Annotated in this window: 17 protein-coding genes; 10 read left to right on the plus strand and 7 right to left on the minus strand. The window is 39.0% G+C overall.

Annotation, left to right across the window (positions count from 1 at the left end; all coding sequences use genetic code 11):
• Positions 1 to 46 precede the first annotated feature (46 nt).
• The 4 genes from BN986_RS05960 (at position 47) to BN986_RS05975 (ending at position 5,836) form a co-directional block, all read left to right on the plus strand.
• Positions 47 to 1,942 (plus strand): PrkA family serine protein kinase, encoded by a 1,896-nt coding sequence (locus tag BN986_RS05960; RefSeq protein WP_040978728.1) that lies wholly within the window; start codon positions 47 to 49, stop codon positions 1,940 to 1,942.
• A gap of 304 nt (positions 1,943 to 2,246) precedes the next feature.
• On the plus strand, positions 2,247 to 3,413 hold the full coding sequence (yhbH, locus tag BN986_RS05965; RefSeq protein ID WP_040978729.1) for a sporulation protein YhbH: 1,167 nt from the start codon (positions 2,247 to 2,249) through the stop codon (positions 3,411 to 3,413).
• A gap of 272 nt (positions 3,414 to 3,685) precedes the next feature.
• Positions 3,686 to 5,104 (plus strand): SpoVR family protein, encoded by a 1,419-nt coding sequence (locus BN986_RS05970; protein WP_040979236.1) that lies wholly within the window; start codon positions 3,686 to 3,688, stop codon positions 5,102 to 5,104.
• A 174-nt stretch (positions 5,105 to 5,278) separates the two neighbouring features.
• Positions 5,279 to 5,836 (plus strand): GNAT family N-acetyltransferase, encoded by a 558-nt coding sequence (locus BN986_RS05975; protein WP_040978730.1) that lies wholly within the window; start codon positions 5,279 to 5,281, stop codon positions 5,834 to 5,836.
• A 114-nt stretch (positions 5,837 to 5,950) separates the two neighbouring features.
• Here the strand turns inward: BN986_RS05975 and BN986_RS05980 are convergent, their stop codons facing one another.
• Both BN986_RS05980 and BN986_RS05985 read right to left on the minus strand, forming a co-directional pair.
• Positions 5,951 to 6,151 (minus strand): hypothetical protein, encoded by a 201-nt coding sequence (locus BN986_RS05980; RefSeq protein WP_040978731.1) that lies wholly within the window; start codon positions 6,149 to 6,151, stop codon positions 5,951 to 5,953.
• Between the two features lie 73 nt (positions 6,152 to 6,224).
• Positions 6,225 to 7,238: a YcjF family protein gene (locus BN986_RS05985; protein WP_040978732.1), complete on the minus strand. Its 1,014-nt coding sequence runs from the start codon at positions 7,236 to 7,238 to the stop codon at positions 6,225 to 6,227.
• Between the two features lie 310 nt (positions 7,239 to 7,548).
• Between BN986_RS05985 and mbcS the strand changes: the two genes are divergently transcribed.
• Both mbcS and BN986_RS05995 read left to right on the plus strand, forming a co-directional pair.
• Positions 7,549 to 9,120, plus strand: a complete 1,572-nt coding sequence (gene mbcS, locus BN986_RS05990) for an acyl-CoA synthetase MbcS (RefSeq protein ID WP_040978733.1) — start codon at positions 7,549 to 7,551, stop codon at positions 9,118 to 9,120.
• Positions 9,121 to 9,142: 22 nt separating this feature from the next.
• Complete coding sequence (locus BN986_RS05995) at positions 9,143 to 10,084, plus strand: dipeptidase (RefSeq protein WP_040978734.1); 942 nt, start codon at positions 9,143 to 9,145, stop codon at positions 10,082 to 10,084.
• Positions 10,085 to 10,167: 83 nt separating this feature from the next.
• On the opposite strand, the gene BN986_RS06000 is transcribed toward BN986_RS05995, so the two are convergent.
• Together BN986_RS06000 and BN986_RS06005 are read right to left on the minus strand one after the other, a co-directional pair.
• Positions 10,168 to 11,034: a YitT family protein gene (locus BN986_RS06000; protein ID WP_040978735.1), complete on the minus strand. Its 867-nt coding sequence runs from the start codon at positions 11,032 to 11,034 to the stop codon at positions 10,168 to 10,170.
• 210 nt (positions 11,035 to 11,244) lie between these two features.
• Positions 11,245 to 11,706, minus strand: a complete 462-nt coding sequence (locus BN986_RS06005) for an SRPBCC family protein (protein WP_040978736.1) — start codon at positions 11,704 to 11,706, stop codon at positions 11,245 to 11,247.
• Positions 11,707 to 11,876: 170 nt separating this feature from the next.
• Between BN986_RS06005 and BN986_RS06010 the strand changes: the two genes are divergently transcribed.
• Both BN986_RS06010 and BN986_RS06015 read left to right on the plus strand, forming a co-directional pair.
• Positions 11,877 to 12,077: an alpha/beta-type small acid-soluble spore protein gene (locus BN986_RS06010; protein WP_040978737.1), complete on the plus strand. Its 201-nt coding sequence runs from the start codon at positions 11,877 to 11,879 to the stop codon at positions 12,075 to 12,077.
• A 438-nt stretch (positions 12,078 to 12,515) separates the two neighbouring features.
• Positions 12,516 to 13,433: an aldo/keto reductase gene (locus BN986_RS06015; protein WP_040978738.1), complete on the plus strand. Its 918-nt coding sequence runs from the start codon at positions 12,516 to 12,518 to the stop codon at positions 13,431 to 13,433.
• Between the two features lie 87 nt (positions 13,434 to 13,520).
• Here the strand turns inward: BN986_RS06015 and BN986_RS06020 are convergent, their stop codons facing one another.
• Positions 13,521 to 14,615, minus strand: a complete 1,095-nt coding sequence (locus BN986_RS06020; RefSeq protein WP_040978739.1) for a branched-chain amino acid aminotransferase — start codon at positions 14,613 to 14,615, stop codon at positions 13,521 to 13,523.
• A 139-nt stretch (positions 14,616 to 14,754) separates the two neighbouring features.
• Between BN986_RS06020 and BN986_RS06025 the strand changes: the two genes are divergently transcribed.
• Positions 14,755 to 15,537: an HAD family hydrolase gene (locus BN986_RS06025; protein ID WP_040978740.1), complete on the plus strand. Its 783-nt coding sequence runs from the start codon at positions 14,755 to 14,757 to the stop codon at positions 15,535 to 15,537.
• A 68-nt stretch (positions 15,538 to 15,605) separates the two neighbouring features.
• On the opposite strand, the gene serA is transcribed toward BN986_RS06025, so the two are convergent.
• Both serA and BN986_RS06035 read right to left on the minus strand, forming a co-directional pair.
• Complete coding sequence (gene serA / locus BN986_RS06030; RefSeq protein ID WP_040978741.1) at positions 15,606 to 17,192, minus strand: phosphoglycerate dehydrogenase; 1,587 nt, start codon at positions 17,190 to 17,192, stop codon at positions 15,606 to 15,608.
• Between the two features lie 3 nt (positions 17,193 to 17,195).
• Positions 17,196 to 18,353 carry a pyridoxal-phosphate-dependent aminotransferase family protein gene (locus tag BN986_RS06035; protein WP_040978742.1) on the minus strand — a complete coding sequence of 386 codons (1,158 nt, stop codon included), beginning with the start codon at positions 18,351 to 18,353 and terminating at the stop codon, positions 17,196 to 17,198.
• A 504-nt stretch (positions 18,354 to 18,857) separates the two neighbouring features.
• Between BN986_RS06035 and ilvD the strand changes: the two genes are divergently transcribed.
• Entirely contained in the window at positions 18,858 to 20,543 is a 1,686-nt protein-coding gene (ilvD, locus tag BN986_RS06040; RefSeq protein WP_040978743.1) for a dihydroxy-acid dehydratase, read from the plus strand.
• Positions 20,544 to 21,577: the final 1,034 nt, after the last annotated feature.

Here is a 21,577-nt window from a genome sequence, read left to right on the forward strand (position 1 = left end):
TACTGCATAGGATATAGAAATCGTTGCAAGATGGAGGGAGCCTGCGATGGATATTTTAAATAAAGTAAAAAACGATAGAGAAGCAGAAAAGCAGCTAGGATGGGAAGGAACATTTGCGGAATACTTAGAGCTCGTAAAAGAGAACCCGACAATCGCACAGACTGCTCATTCTCGTGTATATAATATGATTAAGAGTGCGGGGGTTAAAGAGAAAGATAATCGAAAAATGTATCAGTTTTTTGGGTCAGCTATTTTCGGGCTGGAATCAGCTATTGAAAGTTTAGTAGAAGAGTATTTTCATCCAGCAGCAAGAAGATTAGACGTGAGAAAACGTATTTTACTATTAATGGGGCCAGTCAGCGGAGGTAAATCTACTATTGTCAGCTTGCTGAAGCGCGGATTGGAGCAATATTCACGTACAGACGAAGGGGCTGTGTATGCGATCAAGAACTGTCCAATGCATGAAGACCCCCTACACCTCATACCACAACACTTGCGTGAAGACTTCTATGAAGAATATGGTATTCGAATTGAAGGAAGCTTATCTCCATTGAATACCATGCGTTTAGAAAAAGAATATGGCGGCAGGATTGAAGATGTCAAAGTACAGCGAATCTTTTTCTCGGAAGATAAAAGGGTAGGGATTGGGACGTTTAGTCCTTCCGATCCAAAATCACAGGATATTGCTGATTTAACGGGAAGTATTGATTTTTCCACGATTGCCGAATTTGGCTCCGAATCTGATCCGCGCGCTTATCGCTTTGACGGCGAATTAAATAAAGCTAACCGTGGAATGATGGAGTTCCAGGAGATTTTGAAAAGTGATGAAAAATTCTTATGGCATCTGCTTTCACTGACGCAGGAAGGGAATTTTAAAGCGGGAAGATTTGCGCTTATAAGCGCCGATGAGCTTATAATTGCTCACACGAACGAATCAGAGTATAAATCATTTATTTCCAATAAAAAGAATGAAGCACTTCATTCCAGGATGATTGTGATGCCGATTCCTTATAATTTGAAGGTCAGTGAAGAGGAACGAATTTATAAAAAAATGATCCAGGAAAGTGATATTGCCGACGTGCATGTGGCTCCGCATGCTTTGCGGGCAGCTGCGATATTCTCTATTTTGACACGATTAAAAGAATCGAAAAAACAGACTGTAGATGTTGTTAAAAAAATGCGCCTTTATGATGGAGAAAGTGTAGAAGGATATAATCAAATTGATGTAGAAGATCTTTTAAATGAGTACACGGATGAAGGGATGGCGGGAATCGATCCAAGGTATGTGATCAACCGGATTTCCTCAACGATTATCCGTAAAGAAGTTCCTTCCATCAATGCGTTGGATGTATTGCGTTCGTTAAAAGAAGGATTAAATCAGCATCCATCGATTTCTAAGGATGACTTGGAGAAATATTTAAATTATATTTCGATTGCCCGGAAAGAATATGATGAGATTGCGAAAAAAGAAGTACAGAAAGCGTTTGTTTATTCTTATGAAGAATCCGCGAAAACCTTAATGGATAACTATCTGGATAATGTGGAAGCCTATTGTAATCAGAATAAATTGCGTGATCCGCTGACTGGAGAGGAAATGAATCCGGATGAAAAGCTGATGCGTTCGATTGAGGAACAGATTGGCATTTCGGAAAATGCGAAAAAAGGCTTCCGGGAAGAAATTTTAATTCGTTTATCTGCTTATGCACGTAAAGGGAAACGATTTGATTATCAATCGCATGAGCGTCTGCGTGAAGCGATTCAAAAGAAATTATTTGCGGATTTAAAAGATGTGGTTAAAATTACAACGTCTTCAAAAACGCCGAATGAATCGCAGCTGAAGAAAATTAACGAGGTAATTGCCCGCCTGATTGATGAGCATGGCTATAATTCTGTGTCTGCAAATGAACTTTTGCGTTATGTTGGCAGTTTATTAAACCGATAAAGCAATCTCTTGTTTGATCCATCTTAGAAAAAATGAAAAGTGGTATCCATATGAATCCGGATGCCACTTTTCGTTTTATCTTCATTCGTGAAAGGGCTTTCCTGAAAACCTCAATTTCTTTAAATCCGTTTGCAATAACCTGTTCCCTCTTGCATACAATAGATAAAGCATGTTTCTAAAACTGTTTGTACAATAAAGTGAAACTTCAGTCAGTTAAGGGTGCTTTCATCTTTATAACTGATTCCGGGTTTCATTGCGATAAACTGATGATTGGAAACAATTAAGATATAAGGAGAGGATTCAAGTGTCCAATGAGCAAGAGCATAATTTCGTCGTCTCCCAAGAAAACTGGTCTCTCCACCGAAAAGGCTATCAGGATCAACAACGTCATAATGAGAAAATTAAAGATGCGATTAAGAAGAACCTGCCTGACCTTGTCAGTGAAGAAAATATCATCATGTCCAATGGAAAGGATATGGTGAAAATTCCAATTCGTTCACTGGATGAATATAAAATCAGATATAACTATGAAAAATCAAAGCATGTCGGGCAAGGAAACGGAGATTCAGAGGTAGGAGACGTGGTTGCACGCGCGCCTGGCAGTGGCGACGGACAACAGGGCGGAAATGGGAAAAAAGCTGGAGATAAGCCGGGTCAGGATTATTATGAATCAGAAGTATCCATTGCAGAGATAGAAGAGGCATTATTCCGGGAACTGGAGCTTCCGAATTTACAAGAAAAAGAAAAATCAGAGATTATTACAGAAAAAGTCGAATTTAATGATGTACGTAAAAAAGGATTAATGGGAAATGTAGATAAGAAACGGACGATATTAACAGCATTAAAACGGAATGCCCGGGAAGGAAAGGCACAAATCACACCGATTTATAATGATGATTTACGCTTCAAAACATGGAATGAAGTCATTCGTCATGATTCCAAAGCGGTTGTCCTGGCGATGATGGACACAAGTGCATCGATGGGCGCGTTTGAAAAGTATATTGCCCGCAGTTTCTTCTTCTGGATGAATCGATTTTTGAAAACCAAATATGAAAGTGTTGAATTTGAATTTATTGCGCATCATACAGAGGCGAAAGTGGTAACAGAAGAGTCCTTTTTCTCAAAAGGAGAGAGTGGAGGAACGATTTGTTCATCTGCTTACTATAAAGCTTTAGAAGTCATTGAAGAAAAATATAATCCGTCCCGCTATAATATTTATCCTTTTCATTTTTCAGACGGAGAGAATATTAGCTCGGATAACAAGACATGCATTGAATTAGTCCACCAGCTGATGGAAAAATCAAATATGTTTGGTTATGGGGAAGTAAATGGCTATAATCGTTATTCCACGTTAATGAATGCCTATAAAACAATTGAACATCCGAAGTTTAAGCATTATGTATTAAAAGAAAAAGCAGATGTTTATCATGCGATGAAAAGCTTTTTTCAAAAGACAGCAGAACGTGTATAGAAAATAAAAATAACAGCTCAAAGAAATAAGAATACAAATCTTTGAGCTGTTTTTATAGGGAGGAAAAGATTCTATGTTGTCAGGTTAATCAAATTTAATACAGCTGCTTATGAACCTGGCGGCCGTATTTACTTGGCAACATTGGGTCAAGAATTCGTCCAGGCGACATAGACTAATTGTAGAGGATGATCAAAAACGCACCAAAGGATAAGATGGTGAATCTGTACGTTGGCTAGTTTTTGAACACGTACTTGCAGTTGATTAAAGGAGGAATCTACTTGAGCGAAACAAAGGAATTAACAAGAGCTATCGAGGAAATCACAGAGGTAGCTAAAGGGTTTGGTCTGGATTTTTATCCGATGCGCTATGAGGTATGTCCAGCGGATATTATTTATACATTTGGTGCTTATGGTATGCCTACACGTTTTACTCACTGGAGTTTTGGGAAGCAATTTCATAAGATGAAACTGCAATATGATTTAGGCTTGAGTCAAATATATGAACTGGTCATTAATTCCGATCCTTGTTATGCTTTTTTGTTAAATACAAATAGTCTGATTCAAAATAAGTTGATTATTGCCCATGTTTTGGCACATTGTGATTTCTTTAAAAATAATATTCGTTTTGCGAACACACGTAAAGACATGGTGGAAAGTATGACAGCAACAGCGGAGCGGATAGCCCACTATGAAATGGTGTATGGCAAAGAAGAGGTAGAGAGCTTTTTAGATGCCATTTTATCGATTCAGGAGCATATTGACCCCTCCATTGTCCGGTTTAACCTACCAGAGAAAGCAGCGGAAGATGTGGAAGAGGAGGAAAGTTATAAGAAACGCGGAGAATATGATGATCTATGGAGTTTAGATCAACGGGAGAAACGTTCGCAGACGAGAAAACCAAAGAGACAAAAGAAAATACCTCCTTCTCCAGAAAAGGATTTATTATTATTTATTGAAGAATACAGTAGAGAGCTGGAGGACTGGCAGCGGGATGTATTAACAATGATGCGCGAGGAAATGCTGTATTTTTGGCCGCAATTAGAGACGAAGGTAATGAATGAAGGATGGGCCTCTTATTGGCATCAGCGGATTATGCGTGAGCTGGATTTAACCTCCTCCGAAACATTGGAGTATGCAAAATTAAATGCTGGCGTCGTGCAGCCATCGCGGACCTCTATTAACCCATATTACTTAGGAATAAAAATTTTTGAAGATATAGAAGAACGTTATAATAACCCAACCGAAGAAATGATACGGAACGGGTGTGAACCCAATAAAGGGAGAGATAAAATTTTTGAAGTAAGAGAAATGGAATCGGATATTTCTTTTATCCGCAACTATTTAACAAAGGAATTAGTTGCAAAAGAGGATATGTATCTTTTTGAGAAGAAAGGAAGAGATTATCGGATTACAGAGAAAGACTACTTGCAAATTCGTGATCAGCTTGTTACCCAGCGTGTAAATGGCGGTTTTCCGTATATTACGGTGGAAAACGGCGATTATCTGCGTAATGGTGAGCTGTATCTCCAGCACGGTTTTGAAGGAATTGAGCTGGATATTAAATATTTGGAGCATGTCCTGCCTTATATTTATCAGTTGTGGGGAAGGACTGTCCATATGGAAACCGTTATTGAAGGGAAAGAAACACTGTACAGCTATGATGGGAAAGAGATGCATAAGCAGCGGATTTGAATCCTTACTACAGGAAGCTGACCGGACATCTGGTCAGCTTCCTGTTTATCTTTGTATAGGACATTGAAAAACCTCCTCTAATCGAATTCTAATTTTGTGTAAGGAAGTACTTGGAAATATGAATGCTTTTGTGTATAATTATGTTAATTTTCACATAAAAGAGGAGGAGAAGCAATGCAAGAGAGTCCATTTAATCCATTTCCCGTATTAGAAACGGAGCGGCTGCTTTTAAGAGAGATGAAGAAAGAAGATTTGCAGGACGTCTACAGCTATGCTTCCAATCCGGAACTGACAACGTTTTTGATGTGGGAGCACCATAAAACCATAAAGGATTCAGAAGCATTTATCGACTTGTTAATTAACCAGTATCAAAAAGGAACAGGGGGAGCCTGGGCAATTGTCTGGAAGGAGAATAACAGCGTGATAGGAACCATGGATCTGGGGTGGAAGCCAAAACAATATTCTGCTGAACTGGCCTATGCCCTATCCCTCGACTATTGGCACAAAGGAATCGGGACAGAAGCGGCAAGGGCTGTTCTTTGTTTTGGATTTGAGACATTAAAATTAGAACGGATTTATGCGAGGTGCCATCCCGATAATATTGCTTCTTACAAATTAATGGAAAAATTGGGAATGACTTATGAAGGAACGTTAAGGAAATCCATGCAGCGTAAGGGAAAACAGGAGGATGCAAAGATATATTCTATATTAAAGGATGAATTTAAACAGTAACTATTCAGTTATTAGAAAAACTCGTATTCACTCGTCTTTAAGTGAATACGAGTTTTTCTTAGACTGTCCTAACGTGTAAAAAGAGAAGGAAACGATCGCCTGGCTGGTCAGCCTTCAATCGTTTTCTTCCTCTTCTTTTGCTTTATTCTTTTTATACAATAATTTAAATTCAAAAAGGACAACACATAAAATCACACTGAACCCAAATGAAATAAAGACACTGACGGTTGGTATAGCGTCAATAAACAAGATGATTGGTATAAATAGGATGACCACGATGACAGCCCCAAAATAATTTTTAAGTCTTTCAGTCATAAAAATGCTCCAATCAAGATAGAATTATCATTCCGCAGCCAGAGGTAAAACCTTGGCTGAATAAATATCTCTTTTATTCCTTCTCTTCTTCCTGCTCCTGTTTCTCTTTTTTATAGAAATAGCTATACAGCGACTTCAATGTTTCTGCCGTCAATTCAATATTATTTTCATAAGCATATTTCACAGCATAGCCCATCGCCAGCGTCATTCCCCCTGCTACACTGCCGCCAATAACAGAACCTGCGCCGGGAACAAATTTAGATACCTGACGAAAAATAGTTCTGCCGATATTGCCGGTAATGGTGGCAATCGTCAGTTCTTTCGCTTTCTTTTTGGATAACGGTTTTTCATATAATGTTGCCAGCTTAACCATGAGTCCAACTTGGATTCCGGTTAACGGAATAAAGTCAGAGCCAGGCAAAGGTGTCGCCCCCACAGCGGTTGCTGATCCGGAGGCTGCTAAAATCCATTTGTTCGCTGTCGAAGATTTTTCCTTAATCAGCCTTGCAAATTGAATTTCCTTTTCTTTTTTTTTCAGGATTTCTAAGATCTCACTTCGTAATCTATCAATATTTTCGCCGGTTCTGGAAGAGATCGGAATTACAGGATACCTGTTTGATGTATGCTGCTTCACATAGTGAACAAGCGCCGGAATATCATCAGCTGCATCAATTTTATTTAAAACAAACACAATCTTTTTATTTTCTTTTTTGATGGTTTCAAATGATTTTCTTTCTCCTTCTGAAAAAACCGTGCCAGCTGCATTCAGGAAAAATAAAATGACATCTGCCTGGCGGTAAAAGTGGAAGGTTTCTTCCGAATTTGTATGATTAATATCATCAAGCCCAGGCGTGTCTGCAAAAATAATTTTGTCGCGATAAATATATTTATCAATGCCGACTGTTTCTCCCGGACGGGCACCGACCTTGGCAACATCATCCCCGATGAGCTGATTAATAGTAGATGATTTTCCGGTATTAATATCGCCGATCATTGCAAAAATAATATCTTTATCCAGCTGTTTATTAATTTTTTTGGTTTCCTCATTATATGCTTTATCGAAATCTTTTTCATTAAATGCTGACATTAGCAACACTCCTTCCTGTTACTATTCCCCTTTGATTATTATCATACACTATTATTTGTTAAACCATATAGTGAAACTTCATTTTTAGCGATTTTTCATCCTCGGAGAACGGGACTGAGGTTTTGCTTCCTGCATGGTTAGTTAAACCAATCAGCCAATTATATTGCGATAAATATTACAGGCAAAAAAACAGCAAGACAAGCATATACATATTACTATATCTGAAAATTTAAATCCTTTTGAAGTTATTCTAATTTCTTGATATAATCACTAACATATAGTACGAGGTACTAATATGAGGAGGAATTCGATGGAAAAGTCAGATTTAATTGCACCGGAGTTGTATAATATTACTTCTGAATTTGAAAAATATGCAACAGATGAGGGAAGAAAAGCGATCATTTTAGAAGAACAAAATGGAGATACAAAAGAAGTAACTTATACCGATCTGATCAGGAATGCAAATAAGGTTGGTAACATCTTGTTAAATCATGGTTTGAAAAGCGGAGACAAAATCATGATTATGCTGCCGCGCTGTATTGAAGCGTACGAATTATATATTGCTGCTTTAAAAGCAGGAATTATTATTATTCCAAGTTCAGAAATGCTGCGTACAAAAGATTTGCAATTCCGTATCTCACACGGGGAAATTAATGCGGTTGTTGCTACAGAAGCATGCGTGGAAGAGTTTAAAAAGGTTGTTGAATATGAACAACTGACCAAGTTCAGTATCGGAACAGAGATAGAAGGCTGGGTATCCATTGACAAAGCAAAAGAACAAGCTTCTGATCAGTTAGAGACGTTAGAAACATCCAGAGATGATATTGCATTTTTATCTTATACATCTGGAACAACAGGCAATCCAAAGGCTGTTATTCACACGCACGGCTGGGGTTTTACACATATGTCTACAGCACCGCGCTATTGGCTCAGTATTGAAGATGGGGATACGGTTTGGGCGACTGCTGCACCTGGATGGCAAAAATGGGTATGGAGTCCATTTTTATCGATTATGGGAACAGGAGCAACGGCGTTAGTCTATGAAGGCAGGTTTGATGCATCGAAATATTTGGAACTGCTGGAAAAACATCAGGTTAATGTGCTTTGCTGTACGCCGACAGAGTACCGCTTAATGGCAAAGCTCTCTAACTTGGATGATTATCATTTAGATGCTTTGCATAGTGCTGTTTCTGCCGGAGAGCCTTTGAACCGTGAAGTCATTGATAAATTCAGACATCATTTTGATGTGACAGTCCGGGACGGCTACGGACAGACAGAAAATACATTACTATTGGGTTTCTTAAAGGGCGTGGATGTTCGTCCGGGAGCAATGGGCAAACCGACTCCGGGGAACGATGTTGTTGTTATTGACGAAAACGGGGAGTTAACAGAACCCGGTGAAGTAGGAGATATTGCGATTCCGCTCGATACGCCTTCCTTATTTAAAGGATACTATAAAGACGAAGAAAGAACAGTAAAAACACATCGCGGGACTTATTATGTTACCGGGGATCAGGCAAGTATGGATGAAGACGGCTATTTTTGGTTTGAAGGCAGAAGTGATGATATTATTATCAGCTCCGGTTATACGATTGGACCTTTTGAAGTGGAGGATACGCTCGTAAAGCATCCTGATGTCAAAGAATGTGCAGTGGTCGCCAGCCCAGATCCTGTACGGGGAAATGTAGTGAAGGCATTTGTGATTTTACAAGATAATGTTATTGGAAACGATGAAGTGGTCGAAATGCTGCAAAGTTATGTGAAGCATGAAATTGCACCGTATAAATATCCACGTAAGATTGAGTTTGTTTCAGAATTGCCAAAGACAGCTTCCGGGAAAATTCGCCGTGTGGAGTTAAGACAAAAAGAGTATAATAATTAATCGTTTTAAGTGAGGGAAAAGAATGAAAGTAATCGACACACATTGTGATGCGCTGCTTAAATTACAGGCAGCCCGTTTCGAAAAAAGAAAGCTTGATTTTCGGGATGCACCGGAGATAGAAACGAATCTGAAGCGGCTGGAAGCGGGAAATGTAGGTGTACAGTTCTTTGCCATTTTTGTGAATCCGGAAAAAGTAACAACAACAGACCAATGGAAACATGCGCAAGATCAAGCTGCTATCTTTCATGAAGAAATTGTAGAAAAGAATGAGAAGGTAAAGTTTATTCAAAACTGGAAAGATATTCACAGACTTGCTCCGGATGAAATTGGTGCGGTATTAACGTTAGAAGGGGCAGAGCCCATTGGCAATGACTTGGAAAAGCTTCAGACACTTTATCAGATGGGAGTGAAATCCTTTGGGCTGACATGGAATCCTGCCAATTTATGTGCAGATGGTGCTGAAGAGCCGCGGGCAGCCGGACTGACCAAGCTGGGCAGGGAAGTGGTCCAATTGAATAATGCCAATGAAGTTTTGACGGATGTATCTCATCTTTCTGTCAACGCCTTCTGGGATGTGATGGAGCTGGCGGATTATCCAATAGCCTCCCATTCGAACGTGCGAGCCATTTGTGATCATCCGAGAAATTTATACGATGATCAATTGAAAGCCTTAATCGATAAGAAAGCGCCTATTCATTTCGCACTCTATCCTGTTTTCTTAAAAAAAGGAGCACAAGCAGCAACAGTTGCTGATCTATGTGAACATATTGATCATGTTTGTGCACTTGGCGGAGAAAAGAATATCGGCTTTGGATCGGATTTTGACGGGATAAGCTGTCATATTGATAATATTCCGGATACATCCGGCTATGCGTATTTATTGAATGAGTTACAAAAACATTATTCGGAAGAACAGGTTAGAGGCTTTGCTTATCAAAACGTTATGAATTTGCTCCCGGGTTAAGCCGGAATATCTAATTTAATAAAATAGAAAAGAGCCGGAATATTCGGGGTGTCCGATATATTCCGGCTCTTTCTGTCACTGCTTTAAAATTTCTGCCCATAATACTTATCAAGCGAGAAGCCTCTCCCAAGAATTTCGGAAGCACTGATAAATATAGTGAAAGCTTCCGGCGTTTCTTCCTGCAATAATTTTTTTAGTTTTACTGCTTCTGTTTGTTCGGCCACAACGAGTATCATGGTCTTATCCATTTTCGTATAGCCGCCGACAGACCGGATTTTAGTCAGTCCGCGGTCAATCCCGTCCTGGATAAGTTGTTGAACTTTTTCTTCCTCATCGGTAATAATCATCACCAGTTTTGTTGCAGAAGTACGTAATTGAACAATATCGATTGCTTTACCGCTGATATAGATTGCCATTAATGCAAATAGTGTCAATTCAAGGCTGAATACAAAAATGGAAGTGATCACGACGAGCCCATCTACGATAAATTGTGAGTAACCACTGGAAATACCGGTGAATTTCTTCACAATTTGGGCAATAGCTGCTGTACCTCCAGTAGAGCCATTTCCTTTGTAAACAATTCCTAACCCTGCTCCAAGAATGAGACCTCCATAAAGGGCACTCAAAAATGGGTTAGTCACCGTAATAGGAATATCCGTAGACAGGAAAATGACGAAGGGAACCCAAAAAGTTCCGACCAGTGTTTTTACACTAAAATCCTTACCTAAAGCGATCCATCCGATAATAAAAATAGGTATATTAATAATAAATTGACTAAGAGCTGGGTTGATCGTGTAGAGTTCATACAAAATGGTACTGATTCCGGACAAACCTCCAGCGGCTAATCGTGCTGGCAGAAAGAAAATATTATAGGCTAAACCGACAATCGTTGCTCCAATAATAATATAGGCATATTCTTTAAATACATTTGATTGTTTTGTATTGACCATGTGCGTAATGTTCCTTTCCCGACAATGATAATTAAAGCAGGTGTTCAAAATAGTTTCCGCAGTTTGTAATAAAATAAGTCATGTAATATCCGCTCTTAAATTAGAAGCAAGAACGTCATGATTCCACTGCTATCATTAGGATCCTTTTGAACATCTTTTTAAACCTATATTAATGTATCACTGTTGGGAATAAGAGTAAACAGCACACCTTTAAAGCGGTAAAGCGACAGAGTCTGCTTCTGTGAGAGGCTTAACCATCCGTTGGACAAATTTTTCTAACAAAGTCGGCAAAAGAGAGCCGATCAGAGGAGCACTCATTTTTCCAGTCAATCCTTTTAATTCAAGTTCTAATAAACAAGTCAATGTGGAGGAACGGGAAGAAAGCCCGGAAAGCTCAAAACAGCCACTTCCTAAACATCGGTTTTCAGAATCACGCACCCGGAATTGAACAGTGGATGGGGAGGTTATTTCTATGATTTTAACATATAGCTTCAGGTCCTTCGTGATTGTGCCTGCTTTTCCATGAAGTTCCCAAATCGAGTCCGTTGCAGAAACGTTCCTATGTGTTTGATACCCGGGCACCTGCTTCGCCCAATTCGACCAATCTTCTAAATAATTCCATACATCGGATTGAGGCAGGTTAATATTCATACGGTAATCTGCTTTTAACATCAAGTGTTCCTCCTTAAAAATTCTTTCAGCTTTTTTTTAATCACCTTGATATACATATGTGCGGTTTCCAGTACTTATGCTAAAACTTCTTGTATAGTTTATAACCTTTTGCACAAGATAATAGCGAGCAAGTATTAGACTTGCTTTTGAATAAAAGAGGAGGGTCTCTGGTGGCTGACAAACGAAGAAATGCGTTGTTAGTACCGCAAGCAGAACGTGCAGTAAATCAGATGAAAGAGGAAATCGCTGATGAAATGCATGTGAATTTAGGAGCTGATACAACTGCCCGTGAAAATGGTGCAGTCGGTGGTGAGATGGTTAAACGAATGATTCAAATGGCTGAGGGCAGCATAGCGAATCAGAAAAAATAACCTGACTTTCAGCTTAAAAAATTACCCGCTCTAATGTTCTAAATAGAAAATCCTGTAGAGAGAAATTCCTTTTTTTCTACAGGGTTTTCTTATTTTTGATATAACTTAATTTTCACGTATTAAAAAGAAACTTCATTTCTATAGAAATAGGAGTTGATTGTTCCTTCGATAACAAAATAGAAGGTGTAGTGTAAAATGCCGCTGCGGCGGAGTGGTTGGACGGAGCGGAAGCTATACACTATCATTCGTTCAAAAAAAGCTGATTTAACTAAAAAGCAAGCACAATAATGAAGAATACGATAATCCTGAAACAGCAAAATATATATGCTTATTCTCAAGCGCAAAAGCTGAGTATATAAGAAAAACAGAAAATAAACGCGGATTATTATCGGAGGTGTCGAAGCTTGTGATAAAATGTGTGAAAGGGAGGGAATGATTATGAAACGTATCCAATTAGGTAACAGTGAATTATCAGTGCCCATTATTTCTTTAGGATGTATGGTCATGCAGCAGAGCTCGAAAGAAGATGCGAATAAAGTAATTCATAACGCATTGGAGCATGACGTTGACTTCTTTGACCATGCGGATATTTATGGAAAAGGAGAATCCGAATCGGTATTTGCAGAGGCCATTGATATGAATCCATCAATCCGTGAAAAGATGATTATTCAGTCAAAAGCAGGGATCCGCAATGGATTTTATGATTCTTCCAAAGAATATTTAATTTCATCTGTTGAGAACAGTTTGAAGCGTTTGAAAACAGACTACTTAGATGTATTTTTGATTCACCGTCCGGATGCATTGATGGAACCGGAAGAAGTGGCAGAAGCTTTTTCTGAGCTGGAAAAAAGCGGGAAAGTTCGACATTTCGGAGTAAGTAATTTCCGCCCGCGCCAAATTGAATTACTGAAAAAATATGTTGAACAGGACCTAGTAGCCAACCAATTGCAATTAAGTGTTACGAACTCTGGTATGATTGATCAAGGCTTATATGCAAATACGGCATTTGATCAAGCAAAAGATTTAGATGGCGGTGTTATTGATTATAGTCAGATGAACAATATGACGATTCAAGCCTGGTCACCGCTCCGTTATGGTTTCTTTGGTGGATTTATTATGGACCGGGATGCTTATCCGGAATTAAATCGAAAATTAGATGAACTTGGCGAAAAATATGGCGTAGCACGTGAAACAATTGCGATCGCGTGGATTTTACGTCATCCAGCTGCGATTCAAACAATTATTGGCACCATGACACCGAAACGTCTGTCCGAAATGGTAAAAGCAGCGGATATTACGTTGACAAGAGAAGAATGGTATCAATTGTGGCAGTCTGCAGGAAATAAATTATTATAAAGCGAAAATGAGTTTCTTTTACTAAACGAATACCTTCTGACATGAATAAAAAAACCAAGCCCGGATACCTGGCTTGGTTTTTAATGATTAATGTTTTACTGGACTTTCTTTTTCAATATTTTGCATCCAGTTAAATGGATCTTCAATATGGCCATATTGGATACCTGTAATCGTATCATAGACTTTTTTCGAAATCTCACCTGTTTCTCCGTCGTTGATGATCATTTGCTTATCTTCCCATTTCAATTCACCGATCGGAGAAATAACTGCCGCTGTACCAGAACCGAATGCTTCTTCTAGTTCTCCGTTCTGATAAGCTTCATACAATTCTTCGATAGAAATACGTTTTTCAATTACCGGGATTCCCCAATGATTTAACAATTCAATGACACTGGATCGTGTAATGCCGGAAAGAATGCTGCCATTTAGTTTTGGTGTAATTACTTGGCCATTGATTTTGAAGAAGACATTCATACTTCCCACTTCTTCAATGTATTTCTTTTCAACGCCGTCCAACCAAAGTACTTGCGTATAACCAGTTTTTGCAACCATTTCCTGTGCTTTTAAGCTTGCAGCATAGTTGCCTCCAGTTTTTGCTTCTCCCATACCGCCTTTGACAGTACGGACATATTCATTTTCTACGGCAATTTTAACCGGGTTAATACCTTCTTTATAATAAGCACCCACTGGTGATAAAATCACGATAAATTTGTAGTTGGTAGAAGCTGATACGCCAATGTACGTTTCTGTAGAAATAATAAATGGGCGAATGTATAGCGATGTACCTTCTGTATGAGGGACCCAATCACGTTCAATTGAAACCAGTTGTTTAATTGCTTTTAAAGCAAATTCTTCGTCAATCGGAGGGATACACAAACGATCATTAGATCTGTTTAAACGTTCCATGTTTTTCTCTGGACGAAATAACTCAATGCTTCCATTATCCGTACGATAGGCTTTTAAACCTTCAAAAACAGACTGTGCATAGTGGAATACCATTGCAGAAGGTTCAATTTGTAGTGGTTGATATGGTACAATGCTCGCATTATGCCACCCTAACGGTTCTGAATAATCCATCACAAACATATGATCTGTGAAAACTTTCCCAAAACTTAATTGATCATCCTGTGGCTTTTCTTTTTTTGTCTCACATCGTTGTACGCGAATAGTTTGTTCTTCCATATCAAAAGTCTCCTTGCCATTGATTAAATTTCTATATATCATAAGACATATGAAAGATTTTATCAAGACTAAATTTTAAATTAATTTATTAAATTAAGATTACAGGTACGATTAAAATGGAAAAGTGAGGAAATAAATAATGAAAAAAATGGTTTTATTTGATCTGGACGATACGCTGCTTTGGGATAAAAAAAGTGTGCAGGATGCATTCACGTTAACATGTCAGCTTGCAGAAAAGGAGGAGGAGATTTCTCCGGAAGTATTAGAAAAGAATGTTCGTCATAGGGCGAGAGAATTATATGCTTCTTATCCGACTTATACATATACACAAAAAATTGGAATCAATCCATTTGAAGGGTTGTGGGCAACATTTGATGATCCAGGAGAGGAATTCCGCAAGCTTCGGGAAATTGCTCCAGTCTACCAGGAAACAGCTTGGCTGGAGGGATTAAAAGATACCGGTGTTGATAATCTAGAACTCGCAAAAAAGCTCGCTAAGGCTTTTCGGGAGTATCGAATCGAGAGCCCTTATTTATTTGAAGATGCACTTTCTGTTCTCGCAGAACTTGGAAAGAGATACCGGCTTGCATTGCTTACCAATGGGGCACCGAGCCTTCAAAATCTGAAATTAGAAATTTCACCTGAATTAGTCCCTTATTTTGAGAAAATATTTATTTCCGGAGATATAGGAACGGGAAAACCAGATCTGGAAATATTTAACTACTGTTTGCAAACTTTAAATATCCGCGCTGAGGATGCGATTATGGTTGGGGATAATTTAAATACAGATATTATCGGAGCAAATCAGACGGGAATTGACTCTGTTTGGTTAAATCGATTTAACGCAGAAAATAAGAGTACTATTGAGCCAAGCTATGAAATTAAAACACTGAAAGAATTAAAGCATATTTTGCAATCTTAAATTTATCATAAAAAACCGTTTGAACGAACTTGTCATAAAGTTGCGTTCAAACGGTTTTTCGCATATTACTATAGGTCGATTGCAGTGACAGATTTAATCTCGTCTAATAATGCAATTTCTGATAGTGCTTTGTCTTCTAAATGCCGATCAATGGTTAAGAGCATAATCGCGTCCCCGCCTATATCCGAACGATCTACCTGCATGGTCGCAATATTAATATGATGCTCTGCAAAAGCACTCCCCATACGGCCGATAACACCAGGCTGGTCAATATGCTGAATAACAACCATATGTCCTTCCGGGGTAGCATCCACTTGATAGCCATCTACACGGACCAGACGTGGCCCTAAGCCATTTAGTAGTGTTCCAGCAACTTTTCTGCTTCCAGAAGGGCCGGTTACCTCTATCGTAATCAAGTTTGTAAATCCTTTTTGTGAGGAAGTTTTACTTTCACTAACAGTAATCCCTTTACGATCCGCTAAATATAATGCATTAACATCATTGACACGGCTGCCAAGGAAACGTTTCAGAATTCCTTTCACTGCATTACGGGTGACAGGTCCCGTTTCGATGTCGCTTAATTCGCCAGAATATGTGATGCGAATGTCATTGATGGCTTCGTTTGCTAAATCGATAATGAAAGTTCCCAGTTTTTCAGCTAAATAAAAATAAGGTTCGATTTGGTGCATGGCTTCACTTGGAATAGAAGGCATGTTCACTGGGTGGCGAACAGCTTTTCCCTCTAAAAAGCGAATCACATCATGACTGACATCAATAGCTACAATTTCCTGCGCTTCGATTGTACTTGCTCCTAAATGTGGTGTTGCAACAACTTCTGGTAAGCTAAGTAATTTATGCTCTGTAAAAGGTTCTTGTTCAAATACATCCAATGCAGCACCAGCAACTTTTCCAGAAACAATTGCGTCATATAAAGCATCTTCATCAATAATACCACCACGGGCACAGTTAACAATTTGTACGCCATCTTTCATTAATTCAAAGGCCTCCGCATTAATTAAATGCTTTGTTTCTTTCAATAGCGGTGTATGAACAGTGATAAAATCTCCTGCTTGGAGAACTTCTTCTAACGTACCTTTCTTTATCCCCATCTGCTCAGCTTTTTCATCGGTTAGGAATGGATCATAAGCAACAACGTTCATTCGTTGACCTTTAGCACGCATTGCTACTTCAGCTCCAATTCTTCCCAGTCCCACAACGCCTAATGTTTTCTGCTTTAATTCCACACCAACAAAGCGTTTGCGATCCCATTTCTTTTGCTTTAAAGCATGGAAGGCTTGAGGAATGTTTCTGGATAAGGACATAATCATTGCAATGGTATGCTCTGCAGCGGAATTGGTATTTCCATTTGGCGCATTTACCACAATAATTCCATTTTCTGTTGCCGCTTCTAAGTCAATGTTATCTACTCCCACACCAGCACGACCGACTATTTTTAAGCGAGATGCTTTTTCCAGTAAAGGGCGTGTTACTTGCGTTTGACTGCGGACTAATAAAGCATCGAACTGGTCGATATTTTCTAAAAGCACAGCTTCATCCCAGCCTGGGTTTTTAACGATCTCAATATTCTCGATTTCTCTTAATGGTTTAATTCCTTCGTCACTTAATGGGTCACTAATTAGTACACGATATGTCATGAGTTACTTTTCCTCCTGTTGCAGATAAATTTCTTGAGCAGCTTGAACGCCTTTACCGAGCGGAATTGCTTTTCCAATTTTTACAAGTCCAATTTCGATTAAACTGATCGTCTGTAATACATCAGCAGGAGAGCAATATCCCATATGCCCAATTCGGAAAACAGACCCTTTCATATGTTGTTGTCCACCTGCTAACGTCAGGTTGAACTGTTCTTTTACAACAGAACGCAGCGCTTCGGCATCAAAGTCAACTGGACGAACAGCGGTTACGGTTGGAGAAGCATCCTCTTCTGATGTTAATAATGGAATATCCAATGCTTTAAAAGCAGCTCTTGTCATGTCACGCATGACGATATGGCGATGGTACACATTATCCAAACCTTCTTCTTCTAATAAGTTCAGAACTTGCTCCAATCCAAATAATAGAGAAAGGGCCGGCGTATATGGTGTAGATACTTTTTCTAAGTTTTTCCGGTAAACGCGCATATCTAAATAAAATCGTGGCTGTGGATTTTCTTCAATCACTTTCCAAGCGCGTTCGCTTGCTGCAATAAACATTAAACCAGCCGGAAGCATAAATGCTTTTTGCGAACCTGTTACATAAATGTCTATGCCCCACTCATCCATGTTAGCTTCCACACCGCCAAGGCAGGATACACCATCGACAACGAAAAGTGCATTAGAAGACTCATGTACCGTTTTGGCGAGAAGCTGTATCGGATTTAAGACACCTGTTGAAGTCTCACAATATGTAGCAAAAACTACCTTGATCTCAGGGTGCTCTTGTAAATAAGCCTGAACAATTTGAGGATCAATCGTGTCTCCCCACTCGACATCAATTCGATGCAGTTTTAATTGAAAAGCTTCACATATTTTTGCGAAACGATCACCAAATGCTCCACTGACGATGACAAGCACATCGTCTCCTGGATGTGCAGCATTGCTGACAGCCATTTCTAACCCTGCTGTCCCACTCCCGGCAACAGGAATAACATCCTGTTTTGTTCCAAATACGGATTTTAGCTTTGGAAGAATCCGTTCTAATAATTCTTTCGTCTCTTTTCCGCGATGACCGATCATTGTTTGGTTCATTGCGCGTTGAACACTTGGAGGAATAGGACTTGGTCCAGGTATTCTTAGAATGTGCTGATCTTTTAGCATGATTTGAAAGCTCCTTTGAATTGAATTTAACAAATGAATATAAATAAAAAATACCCAAAATGGCATTATTTAATAAAATAGTAACTTTTCATAAAAACCTTAATTTATATTCTTATCATAAAACGATGCAATCTATTGGCAAACAATAATTCGTTTTTTCTAAGTTTTAAAGGTTTGGAATTAATTAAAGACGTATGTTTAGATAGTGTTTTGTTATTAACATACGGGTATTTTAACATAAATCCGTTTAAAAAGGGGAATTCAAATGAAAAGTATTTCTTACCAATATAGCAACATCCATTGTATTGTCAATATTAAGTTACATATTGAACAAGAGAACAACGTATGCACAATGAATACAGACGGAAAAAAGGACTCCATAAAAACTGAGTTATTTCAATAAAGGAAGCGGTTTCTGTGAAATTTTAAAAAAGAAAAAACAAAAAATAAATTGAACTATGCGAAAATTATACCTATAATAGTGCGAAAAGGAAGGTGTAAAAAATGGGGAAAGATTTAAGAACAAAAAGTAAAGCATTTGACGGTGCTATGCGTGCTCCAAACCGGGCAATGCTGCGTGCAGTCGGTGTTACCGATGAAGATTTTAAAAAGCCGATGGTCGGTGTGGCCAGCACATGGGCAGAGGTAACGCCATGTAATATACATTTGAATGACTTAGCATTAGTTGCGAAAAAAGGAGTACGCAAGGTTGACGGTGTACCGTTAATTTTTAACACGATTACGGTATCCGACGGGATCTCCATGGGTACGCAGGGAATGCGCTACTCTCTACCGAGTAGAGATCTGATCGCTGATTCCATTGAATCCGTTGTCGGTGCGGAGAACTTGGACGGGCTTGTTGCAATCGGTGCTTGTGATAAAAATATTCCTGGCTGTATGATTGCCATAGCTAATGCCGAAGTTCCATCCATCTTTGTATATGGCGGTACTATTGCGCCAGGAAACTTGGATGGAAAAGATATTGACCTTGTTTCTGTATTTGAGGGTGTCGGGCAAAATAATGCAGGGAAAATTGATGATAAGCAATTGAACCGCATTGAATGTCATGCCTGCCCGGGAGCAGGAGCATGCGGAGGCATGTATACAGCTAATACAATGGCATCCGCGGCAGAAGCAATGGGCTTAAGTTTGCCGGGAAGCTCTTCTAACCCTGCTGAATCACAAGAAAAGCTGAAAGATGTGGAAGCTGCCGGAGAAGCGATCAGAACATTATTGGAAAAGGGCATTTATCCGAAAGATATTATGACCAAAGAAGCCTTTGAGAATGCAATTACTGTCGTGATGGCATTGGGCGGGTCTACAAATGCTATTCTTCACCTGTTGGCTGTTGCTCACGCAGCACAAGTAGACTTAACTATTGACGACTTTAACCGTCTTCAGGCAAAAGTTCCGCATTTAGCTGACTTGAAGCCGAGTGGTCAATTTGTATTCCAGGACCTTCACAATGTAGGCGGTGTGCAAGCAGTGATGAAAATGCTTTATGAAAATGGCTATCTTCACGGAGATTGCATGACAGTAACCGGAAAAACACTCAAAGAGAATTTAGAAGATGCTCCATCGTTAAAAGAAGGGCAAAAAGTAATCATGCCTTTAGACGAGCCAAAAAGAGAAGATGGCCCGTTGATCGTGTTAAAAGGGAATCTTTCCCCAACAGGCGCAGTAGCAAAGGTATCTGGTGTGAAAGTAACAAGACATACAGGTCCGGCGCGTGTATTTGATACAGAAGCAGAAGCAACAAAAGCCGTTATGAATAATGAAATCAAAGACGGCGATGTACTTATTATCCGTTACGTAGGTCCAAAAGGAGCTCCGGGTATGCCGGAAATGCTCTCTATTTCCAGTATTCTGGTAGGAAAAGGAATGGGAGAATCTGTAGCATTGCTGACAGATGGACGTTTTTCGGGCGGTACACATGGCTTAGTCGTAGGACATATCTCGCCTGAAGCACAATCCGGCGGACCAATTGCGCTGCTGGAAGAAGGAGACAGTGTTACCATTGATTCGTCCACAAAAGAAATCTTTGTCGATCTTTCCGATGAAGAATTGGACGAGCGCCGTAAAGCATGGAAAGCACCAGAATTATATAAAAAAGGTATTTTAGGCAAATACGCACATAATGTAAGATGCTCTTCCGGCGGTGCTGTAACAGACTACTTGAATCGTGATTAACAAGTAGATCTATCATAAAAAGAATGTTAAGCTCAATCGGGTAAGAAACTTTTTTGTGAATAGGAATATAATTTTCCTGGTTGTCACAATTAAGTTATCAAACCTGATTGAGGTTTTTTAATAAACTCAACTATCGCACCTAAGAATATGCATATATATCTTGTTGTTTCAGGGTTATCAAGTTCTTCTTTATTGTGCTTGCTTTTTAGTTAAATCAGCTTTTTTTGAACGAATGATAGTGCATAGCTTCCGCTCCGTCCAACCACTCCGCTTTCCATGGGGACGGCTTCAGCTAACTTGGAAAGAAACCCGATGTTTTTGACACGCATTTTGATCTTAAAATGCTGGATACGTTTTATGGTTTCAGACTACTTAAAACAGACTGATCCAGATTTCAAGTAAAAAACAGATTGTAATCTAATTTTAATAAAAAAACCAAGTGTAATGCACGTCAACATTGTAAACGCATACATAAAATCAGACTAAATAGAATTATTAAAAAAATTACAAAATACTATTGACTATCATACTGAAACGAGATATGATTGTTCGCAATATAAGATATTTCTTAACAAAACAACTTTTTAAATTTCAAGAAGTTATTACTTCACCAATATAATAATACGTTGACGGGAACAAAGGAAAAGACAAATAGCTTTTACAGAGATCTAGGGTGGCTGGAAGCCTAGAATTGCTACTTTTTCCGACATCGTCCCTGAGTGTCACATGGAAAGGAAACATTCCAATTATATGTGACCAGGTGCATAGAAAAAAGTGTACCTGTTATCAAATATAGCTCTCGCAGCTATGGAGGCAAAGTTTGAAAGAGCTTTGTGAAACTGGGTGGTACCGTGAAAAGCAGATCCTTTTCGCCCCATACATGATAAGTTAGCATGTACATGGGGTGAAGAGGGTCTTTTTTATTTTCTGACTGTAAGAAGGATAAGAGAACACCCAGAATCATATTATGGAAAATAGTTTGTTTAGTTAAAAGGTTCAGTTTTTTCGCAAATAGCAAAAAATATCTGTTTTCT

Source organism: Oceanobacillus jeddahensis, assembly GCF_000750635.1.
Lineage (GTDB): Bacteria > Bacillota > Bacilli > Bacillales > Amphibacillaceae > Oceanobacillus > Oceanobacillus jeddahense.

Bases quoted from the DNA above. Each gene is read 5' to 3' on its own strand.
- BN986_RS05960 (WP_040978728.1), top strand. From the start codon at position 47: ATGGATATTTTAAATAAAGTAAAAAACGATAGAGAAGCAGAAAAGCAG.
- BN986_RS05975 (WP_040978730.1), top strand. From the start codon at position 5,279: ATGCAAGAGAGTCCATTTAATCCATTTCCCGTATTAGAAACGGAGCGG.
- BN986_RS05980 (WP_040978731.1), bottom strand. From the start codon at position 6,151: ATGACTGAAAGACTTAAAAATTATTTTGGGGCTGTCATCGTGGTCATC.
- BN986_RS05985 (WP_040978732.1), bottom strand. From the start codon at position 7,238: ATGTCAGCATTTAATGAAAAAGATTTCGATAAAGCATATAATGAGGAA.
- mbcS (WP_040978733.1), top strand. From the start codon at position 7,549: ATGGAAAAGTCAGATTTAATTGCACCGGAGTTGTATAATATTACTTCT.
- BN986_RS05995 (WP_040978734.1), top strand. From the start codon at position 9,143: ATGAAAGTAATCGACACACATTGTGATGCGCTGCTTAAATTACAGGCA.
- BN986_RS06000 (WP_040978735.1), bottom strand. From the start codon at position 11,034: ATGGTCAATACAAAACAATCAAATGTATTTAAAGAATATGCCTATATT.
- BN986_RS06005 (WP_040978736.1), bottom strand. From the start codon at position 11,706: ATGTTAAAAGCAGATTACCGTATGAATATTAACCTGCCTCAATCCGAT.
- BN986_RS06015 (WP_040978738.1), top strand. From the start codon at position 12,516: ATGAAACGTATCCAATTAGGTAACAGTGAATTATCAGTGCCCATTATT.
- BN986_RS06020 (WP_040978739.1), bottom strand. From the start codon at position 14,615: ATGGAAGAACAAACTATTCGCGTACAACGATGTGAGACAAAAAAAGAA.
- BN986_RS06025 (WP_040978740.1), top strand. From the start codon at position 14,755: ATGAAAAAAATGGTTTTATTTGATCTGGACGATACGCTGCTTTGGGAT.
- serA (WP_040978741.1), bottom strand. From the start codon at position 17,192: ATGACATATCGTGTACTAATTAGTGACCCATTAAGTGACGAAGGAATT.
- BN986_RS06035 (WP_040978742.1), bottom strand. From the start codon at position 18,353: ATGCTAAAAGATCAGCACATTCTAAGAATACCTGGACCAAGTCCTATT.
- ilvD (WP_040978743.1), top strand. From the start codon at position 18,858: ATGGGGAAAGATTTAAGAACAAAAAGTAAAGCATTTGACGGTGCTATG.